This window comes from Pseudomonas sp. TE3644 (assembly GCF_056278815.1).
Genome location: NZ_JBWBQF010000001.1, coordinates 6628260 through 6648676 on the forward strand (window position 1 = coordinate 6628260; position 20417 = coordinate 6648676).

The window sequence follows — 20417 nt, forward strand, 5'->3', positions numbered from 1 at the left end:
TGCATCCGGTGCACTCCTTATAAAGGCAATCACTTATGCAGTAAATCTCTAGAAAAGCATATGCAAATAACTGAAGGGAATATGAGGAGTGACGTGCCCATCGCAGGCCGTCCCCCAGTTCCCTCACCGAGGAGCCGTCCATGAGTCGTCAGTCACCATCTGCTACCCCTACTTCCGCGAGGCGTTTGAAGCGCCTGCCGCTGGCCCTGCTGTTGGCCGGCAGCGCCAGTTTTTCCCTGGCCCATGCGGCTGACGACGTAACCCCCACCAGCGCGACGGCCCCCGCCGCCCAGGACGACGGCACTCACCTCAAGACCGTGACCGTGACCGCGCGCCGCCGTGAAGAAAGCGCCCAGGACGTGCCCACGCCGATCAGCACCGTCGACGGCAGCACCCTGGAAAGCCAGCACGTGTACCGTATTCAGGACCTGCAGCAGCTGGTGCCCAGCGTCAACGTGGCGTTCATGCACGCGCGCCAGTCCAGCGTGTCCATCCGTGGGCTGGGCAACAACCCGGCCAGCGACGGCCTGGAAGGCAGCGTCGGTTTGTACATCGACAACGTCTACCTGGGCCGCCCGGGCATGGCCGTATTCGACCTGATGGACATCGACCAACTGGCGGTATTGCGCGGCCCGCAAGGCACGCTGTTCGGCAAAAACACCACCGCCGGGGTGATCAACATCACCACCCGCGCGCCCAGCTTCACCCCCGAGCGCACCATCGAAACCTCGGTGGGCCAGCATGGTTACGTGCAGACCAAGGGCACCATCTCCGGCCCCATCACCGATGAGCTGGCCGGGCGCCTGTCGGTGTACCGCAGCGACAGCGGCGGCACCATCACCAACGAGGAAAACGGCCACAAGCTGGGCGGCGGCGAGCGTGACGGCGTGCGCGGGCAATTGCTGTTCAAGCCCAACGAGGACTTCAGCCTGCGCGCCATCCTCGACTACAACGAGGAAGACTCCAGCTCCGGTACCCGCACGCTGTTCAGCACCGGGCCGACCGTCAACGGCGTCAACCTGTACGAAACCCGCGCCGCAGCAGCTGGCGCGACACTGGTGGAGCCTGGCTCGCGCAAGGTCAATCTGGACGGCAGCCAGCACGTGACGGTGCACCAGGGCGGCGGATCGGTGGAGGCCAACTGGAAGCTGCCGAGCGACTTCACCCTGACTTCGATCAGCTCCTACCGGTTCTGGAACTTCACCCCGCGCAACGACGATGGCCTGAACGTGGCCGCTTCCTACAACGCCGGCGTGTCGGTGGAAGACAAGCAGTGGTCCCAGGAATTTCGCTTGGCGTCGCCTACGGGCGGGGCGTTTGACTACGTGCTGGGCGGCTACTATTTCGGCTCCAAGACGGACAACAAGTCGTTCGCCTACTACGGCCCCCAGGCGGATATCTGGAACGGCACGGCCACTGGCGCGCTGGCCAACGTCACCAGCATTGGCCGTGGCCACATCGATACCGACAGCTTCGCGCTGTTCGCCCAGGGCACCTGGCACCTCACGCCCAAGCTGGACCTGACCGCCGGTATCCGCGGCACGTACGAAGAGAAGAGCGCTACCGTGGAGCGCGACGCGCCCGTGGGTGGCGCCACTGTGACCGGTGCCGCACTGGCGGCGCGCAATGGCCGCGCCGGTGCCTACAACTCCGGCGACCTGAGCCTGTACAGCGCCAGCCCCTCGGGCATGGTCAACCTCAGCTACCACTTCACCGACGACGTGATGGGCTACGCCACCCTGTCCCACGGCGAGAAGTCGGGCGGCGTCAACCTGGCGGTGGGCAGTGCGCCAACTGCCGGTGCGGATTCATTGCTGATCGGCTCCGAGCGTGCCAACGACGCCGAGTTGGGGGTCAAGAGCACCCTGTGGGATCGTCGCCTGCTGCTTAACGCCAACCTGTTCTGGACCACCGTCAACGGTTACCAGGCCAACGCCTATGACTCCACCAACCGCGTGTCGTACCTGACCAACGCCGGCACCGTGCGCTCCCGTGGCCTGGAGCTGGACGGCACGGTCATCCCGGTGAAGGGCCTGACCCTGAACTTCAACGGCTCGTACAACGACGTGCGCTACATGTCCTACAAGGACGCCCCATGCCCGCCGGAAGTCAGCGAGCAGACCGGTGCACCGGCCTCGTGCAGCCTGTCCGGCCATCAGGTGGCGGGCGCCTCCAAATACGTGTTCAACACCAACGGTGAATACAAGTGGAACTGGGATAACGGCCTGGAAGAGTACGTCACCGGCAGCTACTCGTACCGCTCCCACGCCGTGGGCACCCTGGAAGATTCCGCCTACGCGCAGATCCCCGGCTACAGCCTGGTCAACCTCAGCACCGGCTTTCGCGGCGACCTCGGCCAAGGCCAGTGGGACGTTTCGCTGTGGCTGAAAAACGCCTTCGACAAGACCTACTACACCACCCTCTGGGCCGAGGGTAACGGTGGCTACAGCGGCGTGCTCGGCGACCCGCGCACCCTGGGCGTGACCGCCCGCTATGACTTCTAATAACAGGAGCGTGACGATGAAAGCCTTCAAGACTGCCCTGCTGGCCGGCGCCGTGTTCGCCAGCACAGCCCACGCCGCGCCCAGCGTGTACCCCACCGGGGTGACCCGCTACGACCCGGCCAAGGCCTACAACCAGTACGTGATCTTCGCCGGTGCCGACAAGCAGACGCACCTGATCGACATGGACGGCAACGAAGTCAAAAGCTGGCCGCACAACGGTTTCCCGTCGGCCATCATCGACCCCAAGCTGGTAGGCGGTGAGCGCGGCCATGTGCTGTTGCAACTGTCCGACAAGGCCCCCGGCCCCCTGGGTGCGGCGGGCAATGGCCTGGCCAACCAGAGCGTCGGCGAGCTGGACTGGAGCGGCAAGGTGGTGTGGCAGTGGGGCGACAAAGCCCCCGGTGGCGCCGCCCAGCAGCACCATGACCAGCGTCGCCTGAGCAACGGCAACACCCTGGTGCTGGCCAACAAGGTGCACAAGGTGGCCGGCTTCAAGGTGCCGGAGCTGATCGACGACGTGGTCTACGAAGTCGACCCCCAAGGCCAGGTGAAATGGCAGTGGCTGGCCAGCGACCACCTCACCGAGTTCGGCTTCACCCCGGCGCAGTTGAAGCTGGTGCGCGCCACCGACAACCCGGACTACCTGCACATCAACAACCTCAGCGTGGTGGGCCCCAACAAGTGGTTCGACGCCGGCGACAAGCGCTTCGCCCCCGACAACCTGCTGCTGGACTCACGCAACTCCAACTTCATCGCCATCATCGACAAGGCCAGCGGCAAGGTGGTGTGGCACCTGGGCCCCAACCTGCCGACCATTAACCCCAAGACTGCGCAGCAGGTACCACGCCCGCTGGACCAGTTCGTGGGCCAGCACGACGTGCACATCATCCCGGCCGGCCTGCCGGGCGCGGGCAACCTGATGGTGTTCGACAACCAGGGCACCGCCGGCTACCCCTCGGCGCCGCTGGGCCTGACGCCTGGCTCGCGGGTGCTGGAGATCGACCCGATCAAGCAGCAGGTGGTGTGGCAGTACACCGCCGCCAGCTCCAAACAGCCGTCCTGGGCGTTCTACAGCTCGTTCATCAGCAGCGCCCGGCGCTTGCCCAACGGCAACACGCTGATCGACGAGGGCATGAACGGCCGCTTCTTCCAGGTCACCGACAAGGGCGAGATCGTCTGGGAGTACGTCAGCCCTTATCAGGGCAAGGCACCGGGCAGCGATGCGGTCAGCAACTGGGTGTACCGCGCCTTGCCGGTGGCCTACGACTGGGTGCCCGAAGGCACGCCGCGTTCGGAAACTGCCGTGATCGCCCCTGACGCTGCGCTGAAAAACGCCAACGCCAGCCGCTAAACCCATGCCTTGGCGGAATATTTTCAATGCCGCCAAGGCATGGCCCGCCGACCGCTCTGCTACAGGCCTTGTAGCACGGGGGCTGGCGGGAAACGGGGGTTTTCCATATGCATTTACGATCTATGGATAACTTTAAAGATTACTTTCGGAGCTAAGCGTCTGGCGATGATGATTCGCCTCGCGAGGCCTCCCTCGCGCAATCGCTGAAAACCGCAGGAGTACAACAATGGGTAATGTCCAGACCGCAGCCAGTGCAGCCCAGGCGTTTGTGCGCCCGGCGCCCGGTGGCGAGTTGGTCGACCTGGGCCGCGCGCACCGTTCGCCGCTCGCCCAGTCGCGTCTGCACAAGACCCCCAAGGGTGTACTGAGCCGGCGTGAAGGGATTCTGCTGGGCGTGTTTGCGCTGGTGCTGCATGGCGCGGTGATTTTCTGGCTGAGCCAGAAGCCGCTGGCAGCGCTGCCAATCAAGCCGCCGGAAATCCCGCCAATGACCATCGAGTTTTCCCAACCGGCACCGCCGGTGGTTGAAACGCCTCCACCGCCGCCACCACCCGTGGTGCAGCCCGTGGAGCCGCCGCCACCGGTCGAGGACGAGCTGGCCACCAAGCCGCCGCCCAAGCCAAAACCCAAACCCAAGCAGGTCGCCAAGCCAGTGCCCAAGCCGGTCCCCAAACCGGTGGAGCAGCCGCCCGCGCCGCCACAACCGGTAGCCGCACCCACGCCACCGGCACCGCCAGCGCCACCCGCGCCGGCGCCTGTGACACCGGCCTCGGCCAACGCTGGCTACCTGCATAACCCGGCCCCCGAATACCCGGCCCTGGCCATGCGCCGCAACTGGGAAGGTACCGTTTTGCTGCGCGTCCATGTGTTGGCCAGCGGCAAGCCGGGTGAGATCCAGATTCAGAAAAGCAGTGGTCGCGATCAGCTCGATGACGCCGCCCTGGCCGCCGTCAAGCGCTGGAGCTTCGTACCCGCCAAGCAGGGCGATGTCGCCCAGGACGGCTGGGTCAGCGTGCCCATCGACTTCAAGATCCGCTAATTCGCGCTAACACAAGGAATACACATCATGAGTACATTGGCTTCCCCATTTGAATCCATCGAAGGCGCGGTGATCTGGCTGTTGATCGCGTTCTCTGTCGCTACCTGGGGCCTGTTCCTGGCCAAGGGCGCGCAGTTCGGCCGCCTGAAGAATCAGGATCGCAAGTTCCACAAACAATTCTGGGCGGCGTCGAGCCTTGATTCGGCGGCCGAACTGACCGTAACCCAGCCTGGCGCCGCGGCCCGCGTTGCCCAGGCAGGCTATGCCGCCATCCAGGTGGGTGAACCCGGCCACGCTGCAGACCTGAGCCAGGCCATCAACCACCAGGACCGCCTGGAACGCGCCCTGCGTCAGCAGATCGTGCGTGAACGCCGCTCCCTGGAAGCCGGCCTGGCCGTGCTCGCCAGTATTGGTTCGACGTCGCCCTTCATCGGCCTGTTCGGTACCGTGTGGGGCATCATGTCCGCACTCAAGGGCATCAGCGCCGCCGGTTCCGCCAGCCTGGAAACCGTGGCCGGCCCCATCGGTTCTGCCCTGGTTGCCACCGGCGTGGGTATCGCTGTCGCCGTACCGGCCGTGCTGGTCTACAACTTCTTCCTGCGCCGTCTGAAGCTGACCGTCGCCGACCTGGACGACTTCGCCCACGACTTCTACAGCCTGGCCCAGAAGAGCCAATTCCGCGTGCTGCTGCACCCGGCCCTGACCAAGACTGCCCAGGGCGGTGCTGGCCAGAAAGTGAAGGAGGCGTCCTGATATGGCCTTCTCGACCCAAGACAGTGATGAGGTACTGAGCGAGATCAACGTCACGCCGCTGGTGGACGTGATGCTGGTACTGCTGGTGGTGTTCATCGTCACCGCGCCGCTGCTGACCAACTCGATCCCGATCAACCTGCCCAAAACCGACGCCGTGGCGCCGGTGGAGCAGAAGGACCCGCTGGTGGTGAGCATCGACGGTGGGGGCAAGTTCTTCATCAACAAGGATGAAGTGCAGCCCGACTTGCTGGAATCCAACCTGGAAGCCGCCAAGGCCAAGAACCCCGACCTGCGTGTGCAACTGCAGGCCGATGACGGGGTGGGCTACGGCAAGGTGGCCGGGGCCATGGCGTCGATCGAGAAGGCGGGGATTACCAAGTTGTCGGTCATTACCAAGCGTTGATAGGGAATACAGGTTTCTTGGGCCGCTCCTCAGGCAGGGGGCGGCCCTTTTTTTTTGCCAAAACAATGCCTCCACCCAACCAATGCCTATCACACAAGGCTAAACACGCGGTGTGTCAGGCCATGGCGCGTTGCAACAGACGTGGGAGCGGGCTTGCGCGTGAGGCGGCGAAGCGCCGCGCGGGCGGCGCTCGATCTCAAGAGCGCCATAACATCATCGGCTAGCACCTGGTGGCCATGACGCGGTCTACCGTCGATAAAATCGCAAACATCCCGATGTGCCTGAGTTGAAATTGCATGGGCCTTGGAGGTGCATGCCTTGGTCTCTCTGGCGCCCTTCAGATCGAGCGCCGCCCGCGCGGCGCTTCGCGGGCAGAGCCCGCTCCCACGTCTGTTGCAACGCGCCATGGCCTGACACACCGAGGTTTTAGCCTTGGTGGCCTGGCATGAGATTGATGGGGGCCCTAGAAAGCCTGATTAATCCTTGCCCATCTTTCTTTGATAGATGAGAATGATTATCGATCAATAAGGGCAATCAAGCAGTTATATCGTTATAGGTTATTAACAAATAGCTTCTTATTCCTTAACGGATATATACCTCGCCTTTATACTGAACCCCACGCAAAACGATGCAGGAGGCGTATTCCATGCGCAATGAATCGATCCGCTACTTGATAGTCCCAGGCTGGCAAGGTTCGCCACAGGACCATTGGCAGAGCCACTGGCAGGCCAGCCTGCCCAACAGTGCGCGGGTCGAGCAGGCGGATTGGCATGCCCCACAACGCGAGGCCTGGGTAGGCGCGCTGGAAGAGGCGGTGAACGCCGATGACACGCCGGTGATCCTGATTGCCCACAGCCTGGGTTGCGTCACCGTTGCCCACTGGGCCGAGCACGCGCCGCGTGCCTCGCTGCGCAAGGTGCGCGGCGCATTGCTGGTGGCGCCGGCGGATGTCGAGCGGCCTACCTGCAACACGGCCTTGCGCAATTTTGCCCCCATTCCGCGTCACCTGCTGCCGTTCCCCAGCCAAATCGTCAGTTCCGACAACGACCCGGCCGTCAGCGTGCCGCGCGCCATGGACATGGCTCGCGACTGGGGCAGCGAAGCTGGTTTCCTTACCGGGGCCGGCCACATCAACGTCAAATCCGGCCACCAGCGCTGGGAGCAGGGATTTGCTTATCTCTATCGTTTGCAGGGTCGTATCGAGCAGCACGCCTTGCTACGCGCCTAAGGTGGTGCCATGAGTCACACTGAATTCGGCCAGCCGTTGCTGACCTTTCCCGAAGCCGACAAAAGCCCGTTGAGCATTCGCGCCAAGGCGCTGGTGTTCGTCGACCCGCGTTCGCGGCAACTGCGCCGGGAGATGGAAGCCCTGGCGCCGCGCAGCCTGCCCGTGTTGATAAAGGGTGAGACCGGTACCGGTAAAGAGCTGCTGGCACGCCACATCCATCGGGAAAGCGATCGCGCCGGGCTGTTCGTGTCAGTCAACTGCGGCGCCATCAGCCCCACCTACGCCGACGCTGAGCTGTTCGGCTACAGCGCCGGAGCCCACAGCGGCTCGGCCAGCAGCCGCGCTGGCTGGTTCGGCTCGGCCAACGGCGGCACCTTGTACCTGGACGAGATCGGCGACCTGCCGCTGCCTATTCAGCAAAAGCTGCTGGCGGCGCTGGAGAACCATGAAGTCACCCGCGTCGGCGCCCAGCAGCCAAGCCCGGTGGATGTGCGTTTGGTGGCAGCCACCAGCATCGACCTGGCCCAGGCGGTGGCGGCGGGCAAGTTCAATGAGCGGCTGTTTCATTACCTGAGCGAAGGGCACCTGGAACTGCCGGCGTTGCGCGAGCGGCCGGGCGACATTCTTTCGCTGGCCGAATATTTTGTCGGCATCTACAGCGTGCGCCTCAACCTGTCAGTGCCTTTCATCAGCGAAAGCGCCCAGCAGGTATTGGAGCGCCACAGCTGGCCGGGCAATACCCGCGAGCTGGAAAACATCATCCATTTCGCCCTGCTGGTGAGCAGTGGCGAAGAGATCCTGCCCGAGCACCTGAACCTGCCATCGGCGCCCGAACCGTTGGCCGATATCGAGCGGCAGATTGACGCATTGTTCAGCGAAGGCTCTGGCTTGGCCCTTCAAGGCCTCAAGGCGTTGCTGGAGCGCAGCGCATTGCGTCTGGCGCAACAGGCGGGCTGATCCATGCACCAGGCGCCGACATGGCCTTTTGCTGAAAAATGGTAAAAAAGGCATAAGCAGCGAATTAAAAGATATTGTCTTGATATAAAGAATATCGGTATTGTCCGCCCCAAGCCGGCCAAATACGCAGCTGGCACCTTATTGATCAAGGACTTTGCATGAAAAAGGCTCTGCTGTTCACTGCCCTGGCCGCCGCCCTGACCATGGGTGTTGCCAACGCCAACGAGAAGCTGGTGGTTGCTGCCACGCCGGTCCCGCACGCTGAAATCCTGGAGCTGGTGAAGCCAGTCCTGGCCAAGGAAGGTGTAGACCTGGAAATCAAGGTATTCACCGACTACGTGCAGCCTAACGTGCAGGTTGACCAGAAGCGTCTGGACGCCAACTACTTCCAGACCCTGCCGTACCTGAAGAACTTCAACGAAGGCAAGGGCACTAACCTGGTGACCGTGATCGGCGTGCACGTGGAACCCTTCGGTGGCTACTCGAAGAAGATCAAGTCGCTGTCCGAACTCAAGGACGGCGCTACCGTTGCCATTCCTAACGAAGGCAGCAACAGCGGTCGTGCCTTGCTGCTGCTGCAGAAAGCCGGCCTGATCACCTTGAAAGATCCGAAGAATGCCCTGGCCACGCCTAAAGACATCGCCGAGAACCCCAAGCACCTGAAGTTCAAGGAACTGGAATCGGCCATGCTGCCACGCGCCCTGGACCAGGTTGACCTGGACATGATCAACACCAACTACGCGCTGGACGCCGGCCTGAACCCGGCCAAGGACGCCCTGGTGATCGAAGGTGCTGACTCGCCGTACGTGAACTACCTGGTTGCCCGTCCGGACAACAAGGACAGCGACGCCATCAAGAAACTGGCCGCTGCCCTGACCAGCCCGGAAGTGAAAGCCTTCATCGCCAAGAAGTACAACGGCGCGGTACTGCCGGCGTTCTGATTGCCGGTTGAGCTGCACTGACAAAAACGCCGACGGCTTTTACAGCGTCGGCGTTTTTTATTGCCTTGCGATGTGAACCCTTGAGATCTTCAGTGCGGAGCAGGGCCAGCGCAGCCTTCGGCAGCGGCTACGGGCGTGTAGCCGCTGCCGCCAGGCTGCGCTGGCCGGTGTGAACGCTGAAGACGCTCCGGTAAAGCGAATCAGCGGGCAGCTTTCACCGCCCGGCGCAAAGCGGTCAGCAGCTTGAGCACTTCCTTGGGATCGAGCTTTTTCACGGTCTTGTTGTTCATTATTGTCTTCCTTGGAATGGGCTGATTTTTTTCGAGTACGCCCGTACGAAAAAGATCCATGCCCGCAAAAAAATTTCCGTGATATGCATATGCCTTAACGGTATTTAAATTTAGTTTTATATACCCTTAAAGTCGCTTCCTGCGCCGTCGCCCGACACGCGCGCCAGGAGGCTGTGTTTCCTTGAACCTTGATATTCCCTTTATCCTCAGCACGCTGCCGGCCTTCCTCAAGGCGGTAGGGGTGACGCTGCAAGTGGGCCTGATCGCCATCTGCACCTCGCTGCTGGTGGCGTTGATCAATGCCGCGTTGCTGGTCTATCGCACGCCGTACCTTCACCGCCTGGTGGCGCTGTACGTGGAGCTGGCGCGCAACACGCCGCTGCTGATCCAGCTGTTCTTCGTCTATTTCGCCTTGCCGGCCCTGGGCATCAAGGTCTCGGGTTTCACCGCCGCCATCGTCACCATGACCTTCCTGGGCGGTGCCTACCTGACCGAGGTGCTGCGCGCCGGCGTGGAAGCCGTGCCCGCCGCGCAGATCGAGTCCGGGCGCTCTATCGGCCTGTCCGATACCCAGTTGCTGCGCCACGTGATCCTGCCCCAGGCCGGCATCCTCAGCCTGCCCGCGCTGTTCGCCAATTTCATTTTCCTGCTCAAGGAAACCACCGTGGTCTCGGCGGTGGCGGTGCCGGAAATCCTCTACACCACCAAGAGCTACATCGCCCTGTACTACAAGACCTACGAAATGCTCACCGTGCTGACGCTGATCTGCGTGTTGCTGTTTTTGCCCCTGTCGCTGCTGCTCAGCCGCCTGGAAAGGAGGTTGCAACATGGCCAGTTCGGGTCTTGAACTGCTGTTGGTGTCCTTGCCGCAACTGGCCAAGGGCGCCGCGCAGACATTGGCGATCTCGGCGCTGAGCATTGTCTTCAGCAGCGTGGGTGGCGTGCTCTACGGCGTGCTCCGGAGCCTCAACCAGCGGGCGCTGAACCTGCTGTTGCGCGTTTATCTGGAGCTGTTCCGCGCCATCCCCGTGCTGGTGTGGCTGTACCTGCTGTTTTTCGGCCTGCCGATTTTCTTCGGCCTCAGCATCCCGTCGTTCTGGTGCGCGGTGCTGGTGCTGTCGCTGTGGGGCGCCAGCGAGGTGGGTGAAGTGGTGCGCGGCGCACTGCATTCGCTGCCGCGCGGCCAGCGTGAGGCGGGGCTGTCCATCGGCCTGTCCGGCGCGCAGCTGTACGGCTATGTGCTGCTGCCCCAGGCGCTGAAGCGCATGACGCCGCCGACCATCAATATCTACACGCGCATCATCAAGACCAGCTCGCTGGCGGTGCTGATCGGCGTGGTGGACGTGATCAAAGTGGGCCAGCAGATCATCGAGCGTACGTACGAGTCGGTACTGATCTACGGCGCGCTGTTCCTGTTTTTCTTTTTCATCTGCTACCCGCTGTCGGCCGCCTCGCGCGCGCTGGAGCGGCGCTGGACGCAAGCATGAGCGCATTGATCGAGTTCAAGGGTTTCAACAAATACTTCGGCAGCAACCAGGTGCTGAACAACGTCGACCTGTCGGTGCAGGCCGGCGAGGTGATCGTCATCCTCGGCCCCAGCGGCTGCGGCAAGAGCACGCTGCTGCGCTGCCTCAACGGCCTGGAAGTGGCCCACAGCGGCAGCCTGCGCCTGGCGGGCGACGAGCTGTTGGGCAAGGCCACCGACTGGCGCCAGGTGCGCCAGCAGGTTGGCATGGTGTTCCAGAGCTATCACCTGTTCGGCCACATGAGCGTGCTCGACAACATCCTGCTGGGCCCGCTGAAAGTGCAGCGCCGCGAGCGTGCCGAAGCCACCGCCCAGGCCGAGGCGCTGCTGCGCCGGGTCGGGCTGTGGGACAAGCGCGACGCCTTCCCGCGGCAACTGTCGGGCGGCCAGCAGCAACGCATCGCCATCGTCCGCTCGTTGTGCATGAACCCCCAGGTCATGCTGTTCGACGAGGTCACTGCGGCGCTGGACCCGGAGATGGTCAAGGAAGTGCTGGAAGTGATCCTGGACCTGGCCCGCGGCGGCATGACCATGCTCATCGTCACCCACGAAATGGCCTTCGCCCGCGCGGTGGCCGACCGCATCGTGTTCATGGACGCCGGGCGCATCCTTGAACAACACCATCCCGAGGCTTTCTTTACGAACCCGCAGACCGCACGCGCGCAGCAGTTCCTGGAGAAGTTCTCCTACGTCGAAGCCATGCCCAAGTCGCATGCAAAGGAGCTTTCATGAAAACTGCCAAATCGTCACTGCTGTTAGTGCCCCTGCTGGGCCTGGCCCTGTTGGCCGGCTGCAACAAGTCCGAAGCCCCGGCCAAACCGGTTGCTTCGGGTGCTGCACCTGCCACCACCAGCTACCTGGACACCATCAAGGCGCGCGACAAGCTGATTGTCGGCGTGTTCACCGACAAGCCGCCGTTCGGTTTCGTCGATGAGAAGGGCCGCTACGTGGGCTTCGATACCGACATCGGCCGCCAGTTCGCCAAGGACCTGCTGGGCGACGAGAACAAGGTCGAGTTCGTGGCAGTGGAGCCGGCCAGCCGCATTCCCTTCTTGCAGAGCGACAAGGTCGACCTGATCCTGGCCAACATGACCGTCACCCCCGAGCGTCAGCAGGCGGTGGACTTCACCAACCCCAACCTGAAGGTAGCGGTGCAGGCGCTGGTGCCTAACGACAGCAGCGTGAAAAGCCTGGATGACCTGGCTACCCGCACCACCATCGTCACCACCGGCACCACGGCTGACGTGTGGCTGACCAAAAACCATCCGGACTGGAAACTGCTCAAGTTCGAGAAAAACTCCGAGTCGCTGCAGGCCTTGGCCAACGGCCGTGGCGATGCCTATGCCCAGGACAACCTGGTGCTGTTCAGCTGGGCCAAGCAGAACCCGGGCTATCGCGTGCTGGACGAGAAACTGGGCGCTGAAGCCCCGATTGCTCCGGCGGTGAAGAAAGGCAACATCGAGCTGCGTGACTGGGTTAACACCGAACTGGCCAAGCTGGGTGAGCAGAAGTATCTGCTCAAGCTGTATGACCAGTATGTTCGCAAGCAGTTGAGTGATGACACCAAGCCTGAGAGCGTGATCGTTGAAGGCGGCAAGTGGCAGGGGTGATGTAATACCCAACCAAACCGAACCCGTAGCCGCTGCCGTAGGCTGCGCTGGCCCCAAGCCTCACTGGAGATCTCCAGGGTCCACACCGGCCAGCGCAGCCTGGCGGCAGCGGCTACATCAATCCGTAGCCGCTGCCGCAGGCTGCGCTGGCCCTAAGCCTCACTGGAGATCTTCAGGGTTCACACCGGCCAGCGCAGCCTGGCGGCAGCGGCTACATCAATCCGTAGCCGCTGCCGCAGGCTGCGCTGGCCCTAAGCCTCACTGGAGATCTTCAAGGTCCACACCGGCCAGCGCAGCCTGGCGGCAGCGGCTACATCGATCCGTAGCCGCCGCCGCAGGCTGCGCTGGCCCTAAGCCTCACTGGAGATCTCCAGGGTCCACACCGGCCAGCGCAGCCTGGCGGCAGCGGCTACATCAATCCGTAGCCGCTGCCGTAGGCTGCGCTGGCCCCAAGCCTCACTGGAGATCTTCAGGGTCCACACCGGCCAGCGCAGCCTGGCGGCAGCGGCTACATCAATCCGTAGCCGCTGCCGTAGGCTGCGCTGGCCCCAAGCCTCACTGGAGATCTTCAGGGTTCACACCGGCCAGCGCAGCCTGGCGGCAGCGGCTACATCAATCCGTAGCCGCTGCCGCAGGCTGCGCTGGCCCTAAGCCTCACTGGAGATCTCCAGGGTCCACACCGGCCAGCGCAGCCAGGCGGCAGCGGCTACATCAATCCGTAGCCGCTGCCGCAGGCTGCGCTGGCCCTAAGCCTCACTGGAGATCTTCAGGGTCCACACCGGCCAGCGCAGCCTGGCGGCAGCGGCTACATCAATCCGTAGCCGCTGCCGTAGGCTGCGCTGGCCCCAAGCCTCACTGGAGATCTTCAGGGTTCACACCGGCCAGCGCAGCCTGGCGGCAGCGGCTACAGGTTTGCGGATTTGCCATTGACGGCATCATTGTCCCCACAATGAACCCTGCGCTACCCTCACAGTCGCAATGATTCTGAGTTGATAGCGCACGCAAAGGAGCCTGCATGGCTGCTCGTCGGTTGGGGTTGGTGGCTGGGGTGTGCCTTGCGGCGGCCCTGGCCGGTTGTGGGCAGGGCAAGCCGGCACCGCGCGAATACCCGCGCGTGCAGGTGATGTCGGTGCAAAGCGCCGATTTCGCCGCGCCGGTCAGCCTCACCGGGGACATTCAGGCACGGGTGCAAACCCAGCTGTCATTCCGCGTGGGCGGCAAGATCATCAAGCGCATGGTCGATGTCGGCGACCGCGTCACCGCGCGCCAGGTGCTGGCCCAGCTCGACCCCAAAGACCTGCAGACCAACGTCGATTCCGCCAAGGCCGCCGTGTTCGCCGAACAGGCCCGCGTCACCCAGGCCCAGGCCGCCTTCGTGCGTCAGCAGAAACTGCTGCCCAAGGGCTACACCAGCCAAAGCGAATACGACTCCGCCCAAGCCGCCCTGCGCAGCAGCCAAAGCGCCCTGACCGCCGCCAACGCCCAACTGGCCAGCGCCCGCGAACAACTGAGCTACACCGACCTGGTGGCCGACGCGCCGGGCATCATCACTGCCCGCCAGGCCGAAGTCGGCCAGGTGGTGCAGGCCACCGTGCCGATCTTCAGCCTGGCCCGCGATGGCGAGCGCGACGCCGTGTTCAACGTCTACGAATCCCTGTTCGTCGCCCCGCCCACCGACCAGCCGGTGCCGGTCAGCCTGGTCGAAGACCCCAGCATCAAGACCAGCGGCAAGGTGCGCGAAGTGACCCCGGCGGTGTCGGCGCAGACCGGTACCTTGCAGGTCAAAGTCGCGCTGGCCAGCCTGCCGCCGGGCATGAACCTGGGCGCGGTGGTCAGCGGCAGCCTCAGCGGCCCGGCCAAACCCAGCATCGAACTGCCCTGGTCGGCCCTGACCAAGGACGGCAGCGACCCCGCCGTGTGGCGGGTGGACGCGCAGAACAAGGCCAGCCTGCAGAAGGTCACGGTGATCCGCTACCTGACCGGCAAGGTGGTCATCGGCGATGGCCTGCAGAACGGCGAGAAGGTCGTGGTGGCTGGCGGTCAATTGCTGCACCCGGACATGCAGGTCGAGATCGCCGCCGAGGGCAAACCATGAGTCGTACGTTGGCGCTGATGTGCCTGGGCCTGGCGTTGCTGGGCTGCTCGAAGAACGAACCTCCGCCCGAGCCGGTACGCCCGGTGCTGTCGGTGGAAATCACCCCGCAGAACATGGAACAACTGGGCCGCTTCGCCGGCACCATCCAGGCCCGTTACGAAAGCACCCTGGGCTTCCGCGTGTCGGGCCGCATCGCCCGCCGCGCCGTGGACGTGGGCAGCGAAGTGAAGGCCGGCGACCTGCTGGCCACCCTCGACCCCACCGATCTGCAGAACCAGGTGCGCTCAAGCCAAGGCGACCTGGCTCGCGTGCAGGCGCAATGGATCAACGCCCAGGCCGACGCCCGACGCCAGCAGGAGCTGTTCGACCGTGGCGTGGGCGCCCAGGCGCAGCTGGACGTGGCGCAGACCAACCTGAAGACCACCAAGGCCTCCCTCGACCAGGCCAAGGCCTCGGTCAGCCAGGCCCGTGACCAACTCAACTACAGCGAACTGCGCACCGACCACGACGCCGTGGTCACCCACTGGAACGCCGAGGCCGGCCAAGTGGTGGGCGCCGGTCAGGAAGTGGTGACCCTGGCCCGACCCGACATCAAGGAAGCCGTCATCGACCTTCCCTCGACCCTGGCCGAGCAACTGCCCCAGGGCGTGACCTTCAGCGTCGCCGACCAGCTTGAACCCAGCATCGCCACCACCGCCACCCTGCGCGAACTGGAGCCCCAGGCCGACAGCGCCACGCGCACCCGTCGCGCGCGCCTGAGCCTGGCCGACACCCCGGCGGCGTTCCGCCTGGGCACGGCCATCGGCGTCACCCTGAGCACGGCCATCGAACCCAAGGTGGAGCTGCCGCTCAGCGCCATTCAGGACATCGACGGCCAGTCGCGCATCTGGATTCTCGACATGCAAAACCACACGGTCGCGCCCCAGGCGGTGCAGGTGCTCAGCCGTGATAAGGACTCAGTCATCGTCAGCGCCGGGCTCAAGGCCGGCACGCGCGTTGTCAGCGCTGGCGTCAACAGTCTCAAACCCGGGCAGAAGGTCAAAGTGGACGAGGGCAGCAAGCAATGAAAGGAAGCTTCAACCTGTCCGACTGGGCGCTCAAGCACCAGTCCTTCGTCTGGTACCTGATGTTCGTGGCCTTGCTGATGGGGGTGTTCTCCTACCTCAACCTGGGCCGCGAGGAAGACCCCAGCTTCACCATCAAGACCATGATCATCCAGACCCGCTGGCCGGGCGCCACCCAGGACGAAACCCTGCTGCAGGTCACCGACCGCATCGAGAAAAAGCTCGAAGAGCTGGACTCCCTGGACTACGTGAAAAGCTACACCCGTCCCGGCGAGTCCACCGTGTTCGTGTACCTGCGCGACACCACCAACGGCAAGGCCATCCCGCAGATCTGGTACCAGGTGCGCAAGAAGATCGACGATATCCGCAGCAGCTTCCCCCAGGGCATCCAGGGGCCGGCGTTCAACGATGAGTTCGGCGATGTGTATGGCTCGATCTACGCCTTCACCGCCGACGGCCTGAGCATGCGCCAGTTGCGCGACTACGTGGAGCAGGCGCGCGCCGAGATCCGCCAGGTGCCGGGGCTGGGCAAGATCGAGATGATCGGCGCCCAGGACGAGGTGCTGTACCTGAACTTCTCGACCCGCAAACTGGCGGCCCTGGGCATCGACCAGCGCCAGGTGGTGCAGGCCCTGCAGGCACAGAACGCAGTGACGCCCGCCGGGGTGATCGAGGCCGGGCCGGAGCGCATTTCCGTGCGCACCAGCGGCCAGTTCGCCTCCGAGAAAGACCTGGCCGCCGTCAACCTGCGGCTCAACGACCGCTTCTATCGCCTGGCCGACGTCGCCGATATCCAGCGCGGCTACAGCGACCCGCCCACGCCCATGTTCCGCTTCAACGGCCAGCCGGCCATCGGCCTGGGCATCGCCATGCGCGACGGTGGCAACATCCAGTCGTTCGGCAAGGCGCTGCACCAGCGCATCACCGAGATCACCGCTGACCTGCCCGTAGGCGTGGGCATCCACAACGTCTCTGACCAGGCCCAGGTGGTGGAAGAGGCGGTGGGCGGCTTCACCAGCGCGCTGTTCGAGGCGGTGATCATCGTGCTGGTGGTCAGCTTCATCAGCCTGGGCGTGCGCGCCGGGCTGGTGGTGGCCTGCTCGATCCCGTTGGTGCTGGCGCTGGTGTTTGTGTTCATGGAATACAGCGGCATCACCATGCAGCGTATCTCGCTGGGGGCGTTGATCATCGCCCTGGGCTTGCTGGTGGACGATGCCATGATCACCGTGGAGATGATGGTCACGCGCCTGGAAATGGGCGAGACCAAAGAGCAGGCGGCCACGTTCGCCTACACCTCCACGGCATTCCCGATGCTGACCGGTACCTTGGTGACGGTGGCGGGCTTCGTGCCCATCGGCCTCAACGCCAGCTCGGCGGGGGAATACACCTTCACCCTGTTCGCGGTAATCGCCGTGGCGATGCTGGTGTCGTGGGTGGTGGCGGTGTTGTTCGCGCCGGTGCTGGGCGTGCATATCCTCAGCACCAACGTGAAGCCGCACTCCAACGAGGCGGGGCGCATCGGCCGGGCGTTCAACAGCGGGCTGCTGTGGTCCATGCGCCATCGCTGGCTGACGGTGGCGATTACCGTGGGGATTTTTCTGTTGTCGGTGTTCTGCATGAAGTTTGTGCAGAACCAGTTCTTCCCGTCTTCCGACCGGCCTGAAGTACTGGTGGAGCTCAACCTGCCGCAGAACGCCTCGATCAACGAGACGCGCAAGGCCGTGGACAAGCTGGAAGCCACGCTCAAGGACGACCCGGACATCGACCGCTGGAGCACCTACATTGGCCAGGGCGCGATTCGTTTCTACCTGCCGCTGGACCAGCAACTGGAGAACCCGTACTACGCCCAGCTGGTGATCGTCAGCAAAAGCCTGGAGCAGCGCGCCGCCCTGATGGACCGCCTGCGCCAGCGCCTGCGCGACAACTTCGTCGGCATTGGCAGCTACGTGCAGACCCTGGAGATGGGCCCGCCCGTGGGCCGGCCGATCCAGTACCGGGTCAGCGGCAAAGACATCGACCAGGTGCGCAAGCACGCCATCGACCTGGCCACCCTGCTGGACAAGAACCCGCACATCGGCCAGATCATTTACGACTGGAACGAGCCGGGCAAGGTGCTGCGCATCGACATCAACCAGGACAAGGCCCGGCAGTTGGGGCTGTCTTCGGAGGACGTGGCCAAGCTGATGAATACCATCGTCAGCGGCACCGCCGTGACCCAGGTGAACGACGACATCTACCTGATCAACGTGGTGGGCCGCGCCGAAAACGCCGAGCGGGGCTCGCCCGAGACCTTGCAGAACCTGCAGATCGTCACCCCCAACGGCGTGTCGATCCCGTTGCTGGCGTTCGCCACCGTGCGTTATGAGCTGGAGCAACCGCTGGTGTGGCGTCGTGATCGGCACCCCACCATCACCATCAAGGCCTCGGTGCGCGACCAGATGCAACCCACCGACCTGGTCACCCAGCTCAAGCCCGACATCGAGCAGTTCGCCAACAGCCTGCCCGTGGGCTACAAGGTGGCCACCGGCGGCACCGTGGAGGAAAGCGGCAAGGCCCAGGGCCCAATCGCCAAGGTGGTGCCGCTGATGCTGTTTTTGATGGCGACCTTCCTGATGATCCAGCTGCACAGCGTGCAGAAGATGTTCCTGGTGGCCAGCGTCGCGCCGCTGGGGCTGATCGGCGTGGTGGTGGCACTGGTGCCCACCGGCACGCCGATGGGCTTTGTGGCCATCCTCGGCATCCTGGCGTTGATCGGCATCATCATCCGCAACTCGGTGATTTTGGTGACCCAGATCGACATCTTCGAAAAGGACGGCTACGCCCCCTGGGACGCCGTGGTCGAAGCCGCCCAGCACCGCCGCCGCCCCATCCTGCTGACCGCCGCTGCGGCCAGCCTGGGCATGATCCCCATCGCCCGCGAAGTATTCTGGGGCCCCATGGCCTACGCCATGATCGGCGGCATCATCAGCGCCACGCTGCTGACGCTGCTGTTCCTGCCGGCGCTGTATGTGGCGTGGTACAAGATCAAGGAGCCGAAGAAGACCACTGCGCAACATACGGACACGTAATTGCTCCGACGGCTAGCCTTGCGACCGACTGGTTGCGCGGCTTAAGATTGCAGCTGACTACGCGACAGCAGAAAATTTGTCGGCGGAGCTGCGCAGGGCTTGGCTTGCCAAGCTCATATGAAGGGAAATTGCAGGTGCCCGGTTGTTTCGCTTCAGTGCGAAAGACTTTCCTGTGAGGCCGTCCTTCCTCGTAGTCACTTGATATTCTTCAGCTTGGCCTCGGTTGCGTGATACGCAGTGACCGGGGCCAAGTACTTTTCCCCTCCCTCAGTGCAAACCTGAAGTACTGCTACCGCAAAATACATCGCATCCCCAATTCGCACTTTGCGGCCGGTGTTGAAGATAATTCCTTGTGTGTGTTTAGGTTTGTTCAAACCGATCTGGCTGTATGCGCAGTATGCGTTGACCAGAATGGACAACGTTTCTTGAGGTGTGCAGCCATCTTTCCGAGACCTTGACGCAAGCGGATGTGCGACCGCCTGCAGGTCCATCAATATGCCCCGCCTGTTTGGGACAGGCCAGTTCATCTCTCGGCATATTTTTCGGATTTTGTCGAACTGCTTGGGCGTCAGCAGGTAGGAAAAGCTCGGTGACTGAGTGTTATGAGGCAAAGTACCCTTGCATTCAGCGAGATCAATCGCTGCATTGAGCAATGCTTCGAATGCATCCGCTAATGCTCGATCCCCTCGTTCTTGAATACTGCCTGCCATGGTGGGCGCCAATGCAAAAGGGCGACAGTTTCTTCGGCAGATCCAATAGCGGCAATCGAGTTTTTGTACCAGGGTGCTACGCGAGTGGCCTCATGCAGCCGCTGACGCCAGGCTACGGGGTAGTAGGGTTTGGCTGAACCAGGCGGCGTCTTTTTCCCGAGCTTCGCCCGGTCCCACAGGCACCACGCATCACCGTTGTGGGACCGGGCGAAGCTCGGGAAGCAGACGCCGAGGACTCAAGCCTTGCGCCACACACTCGCCAACCAGGGCTGCTGCTCGCGCGGCAAGCCTGCCGGGCGGTAGTAGTGTTCAAGCTCGACAAACCCGGCCTCGGTCAGCACCCGCCGCCAATTCTCCAGGTCGTGATAGGCCCCATACCGCGGGCCTTTCCAGCCTTCCTGGTTGTCGCCACGCGGGTTGGAGCTGAACAGCACACCCCCTGGCTTCAACGTGGCATGCAACTGAGCCAGCACCCGAGGCAGTTCCTGGCTGGGGATATGGAAGAGCACCGCATTGGCGAAGATGCCGTCGAAGCGCTCGGCCGGCAGGTTCAGCTCCAGAAAGTTCTGCTGCCACACCTCGCAGCCACTGTCCGCCCGCGCCATCTCGGCGAACCGCTCGCTGCCATCCAGCCCGGTCGCGACATGACCCAGGTGGGTGAAGGTGCGCAGGTCGCGCCCCGGCCCGCAGCCAAAGTCGAGGATCTGCGCAGGCGCTGGCACCTGGATATGCCGCAACAGCGCCTCGATGTTCTGGCTGACATCGTGGTCGCGGGTGCCAGCACGGAAGCTTTCGGCGGTCTGGTTGTAGTTGCCCAGGGTGGTCTGGGTGATCTGTTGCAGGGCCTGGGGGTCGAGTTTCATCGTGGTCGCCAACGGT

The 20417-nt window shown here is 63.5% G+C and carries 17 protein-coding genes; 15 read left to right on the plus strand and 2 right to left on the minus strand.

Going from position 1 to position 20417, the window contains the following annotated elements; all coding sequences use genetic code 11:
- Window positions 1-140: 140 nt before the first annotated feature.
- The 15 genes from ACZ9GA_RS29490 (at window position 141) to ACZ9GA_RS29560 (ending at window position 18828) form a co-directional block, all read left to right on the plus strand.
- Window positions 141-2504 carry a TonB-dependent receptor gene (locus tag ACZ9GA_RS29490; protein WP_457358770.1) on the plus strand — a complete coding sequence of 788 codons (2364 nt, stop codon included), beginning with the start codon at window positions 141-143 and terminating at the stop codon, window positions 2502-2504.
- 16 nt (window positions 2505-2520) lie between these two features.
- Window positions 2521-3855 carry an aryl-sulfate sulfotransferase gene (locus ACZ9GA_RS29495; protein WP_457358768.1) on the plus strand — a complete coding sequence of 445 codons (1335 nt, stop codon included), beginning with the start codon at window positions 2521-2523 and terminating at the stop codon, window positions 3853-3855.
- Between the two features lie 226 nt (window positions 3856-4081).
- Window positions 4082-4894, plus strand: coding sequence for an energy transducer TonB (locus ACZ9GA_RS29500; RefSeq protein WP_457358766.1), 813 nt, complete (start codon window positions 4082-4084; stop codon window positions 4892-4894).
- 27 nt (window positions 4895-4921) lie between these two features.
- Window positions 4922-5647: a MotA/TolQ/ExbB proton channel family protein gene (locus ACZ9GA_RS29505; RefSeq protein WP_455921708.1), complete on the plus strand. Its 726-nt coding sequence runs from the start codon at window positions 4922-4924 to the stop codon at window positions 5645-5647.
- Window position 5648: 1 nt separating this feature from the next.
- Complete coding sequence (locus ACZ9GA_RS29510) at window positions 5649-6050, plus strand: ExbD/TolR family protein (protein WP_027980049.1); 402 nt, start codon at window positions 5649-5651, stop codon at window positions 6048-6050.
- Window positions 6051-6696: 646 nt separating this feature from the next.
- Entirely contained in the window at window positions 6697-7278 is a 582-nt protein-coding gene (locus ACZ9GA_RS29515) for an alpha/beta hydrolase (protein ID WP_457358763.1), read from the plus strand.
- A gap of 9 nt (window positions 7279-7287) precedes the next feature.
- Window positions 7288-8235 carry a sigma 54-interacting transcriptional regulator gene (locus ACZ9GA_RS29520; RefSeq protein WP_457358761.1) on the plus strand — a complete coding sequence of 316 codons (948 nt, stop codon included), beginning with the start codon at window positions 7288-7290 and terminating at the stop codon, window positions 8233-8235.
- Window positions 8236-8393: 158 nt separating this feature from the next.
- Window positions 8394-9176: a MetQ/NlpA family ABC transporter substrate-binding protein gene (locus ACZ9GA_RS29525; protein ID WP_457358759.1), complete on the plus strand. Its 783-nt coding sequence runs from the start codon at window positions 8394-8396 to the stop codon at window positions 9174-9176.
- Between the two features lie 471 nt (window positions 9177-9647).
- Complete coding sequence (locus ACZ9GA_RS29530) at window positions 9648-10313, plus strand: amino acid ABC transporter permease (protein ID WP_455921704.1); 666 nt, start codon at window positions 9648-9650, stop codon at window positions 10311-10313.
- Window positions 10294-10953, plus strand: coding sequence for an amino acid ABC transporter permease (locus ACZ9GA_RS29535; protein ID WP_457358757.1), 660 nt, complete (start codon window positions 10294-10296; stop codon window positions 10951-10953). Before ACZ9GA_RS29530 ends, ACZ9GA_RS29535 begins: the two co-directional genes overlap by 20 nt.
- Window positions 10950-11723 (plus strand): amino acid ABC transporter ATP-binding protein, encoded by a 774-nt coding sequence (locus tag ACZ9GA_RS29540; protein WP_457358755.1) that lies wholly within the window; start codon window positions 10950-10952, stop codon window positions 11721-11723. The genes ACZ9GA_RS29535 and ACZ9GA_RS29540 overlap by 4 nt, the downstream gene beginning before the upstream one ends.
- Window positions 11720-12601 (plus strand): transporter substrate-binding domain-containing protein, encoded by an 882-nt coding sequence (locus ACZ9GA_RS29545; protein ID WP_027980056.1) that lies wholly within the window; start codon window positions 11720-11722, stop codon window positions 12599-12601. The genes ACZ9GA_RS29540 and ACZ9GA_RS29545 overlap by 4 nt, the downstream gene beginning before the upstream one ends.
- A gap of 1015 nt (window positions 12602-13616) precedes the next feature.
- Window positions 13617-14696 carry an efflux RND transporter periplasmic adaptor subunit gene (locus ACZ9GA_RS29550; RefSeq protein ID WP_457358753.1) on the plus strand — a complete coding sequence of 360 codons (1080 nt, stop codon included), beginning with the start codon at window positions 13617-13619 and terminating at the stop codon, window positions 14694-14696.
- Window positions 14693-15763, plus strand: a complete 1071-nt coding sequence (locus tag ACZ9GA_RS29555; RefSeq protein ID WP_457358751.1) for an efflux RND transporter periplasmic adaptor subunit — start codon at window positions 14693-14695, stop codon at window positions 15761-15763. Before ACZ9GA_RS29550 ends, ACZ9GA_RS29555 begins: the two co-directional genes overlap by 4 nt.
- Window positions 15760-18828: an efflux RND transporter permease subunit gene (locus tag ACZ9GA_RS29560; protein ID WP_457358749.1), complete on the plus strand. Its 3069-nt coding sequence runs from the start codon at window positions 15760-15762 to the stop codon at window positions 18826-18828. The genes ACZ9GA_RS29555 and ACZ9GA_RS29560 overlap by 4 nt, the downstream gene beginning before the upstream one ends.
- A gap of 194 nt (window positions 18829-19022) precedes the next feature.
- Here the strand turns inward: ACZ9GA_RS29560 and ACZ9GA_RS29565 are convergent, their stop codons facing one another.
- Both ACZ9GA_RS29565 and ACZ9GA_RS29570 read right to left on the minus strand, forming a co-directional pair.
- A complete protein-coding gene (locus tag ACZ9GA_RS29565; protein ID WP_457358747.1) occupies window positions 19023-19538 on the minus strand; it encodes a hypothetical protein in 516 nt (171 codons plus the stop codon).
- 236 nt (window positions 19539-19774) lie between these two features.
- On the minus strand, window positions 19775-20401 hold the full coding sequence (locus ACZ9GA_RS29570) for a class I SAM-dependent methyltransferase (protein WP_457358745.1): 627 nt from the start codon (window positions 20399-20401) through the stop codon (window positions 19775-19777).
- Between the last annotated feature and the right edge of the window lie 16 nt (window positions 20402-20417).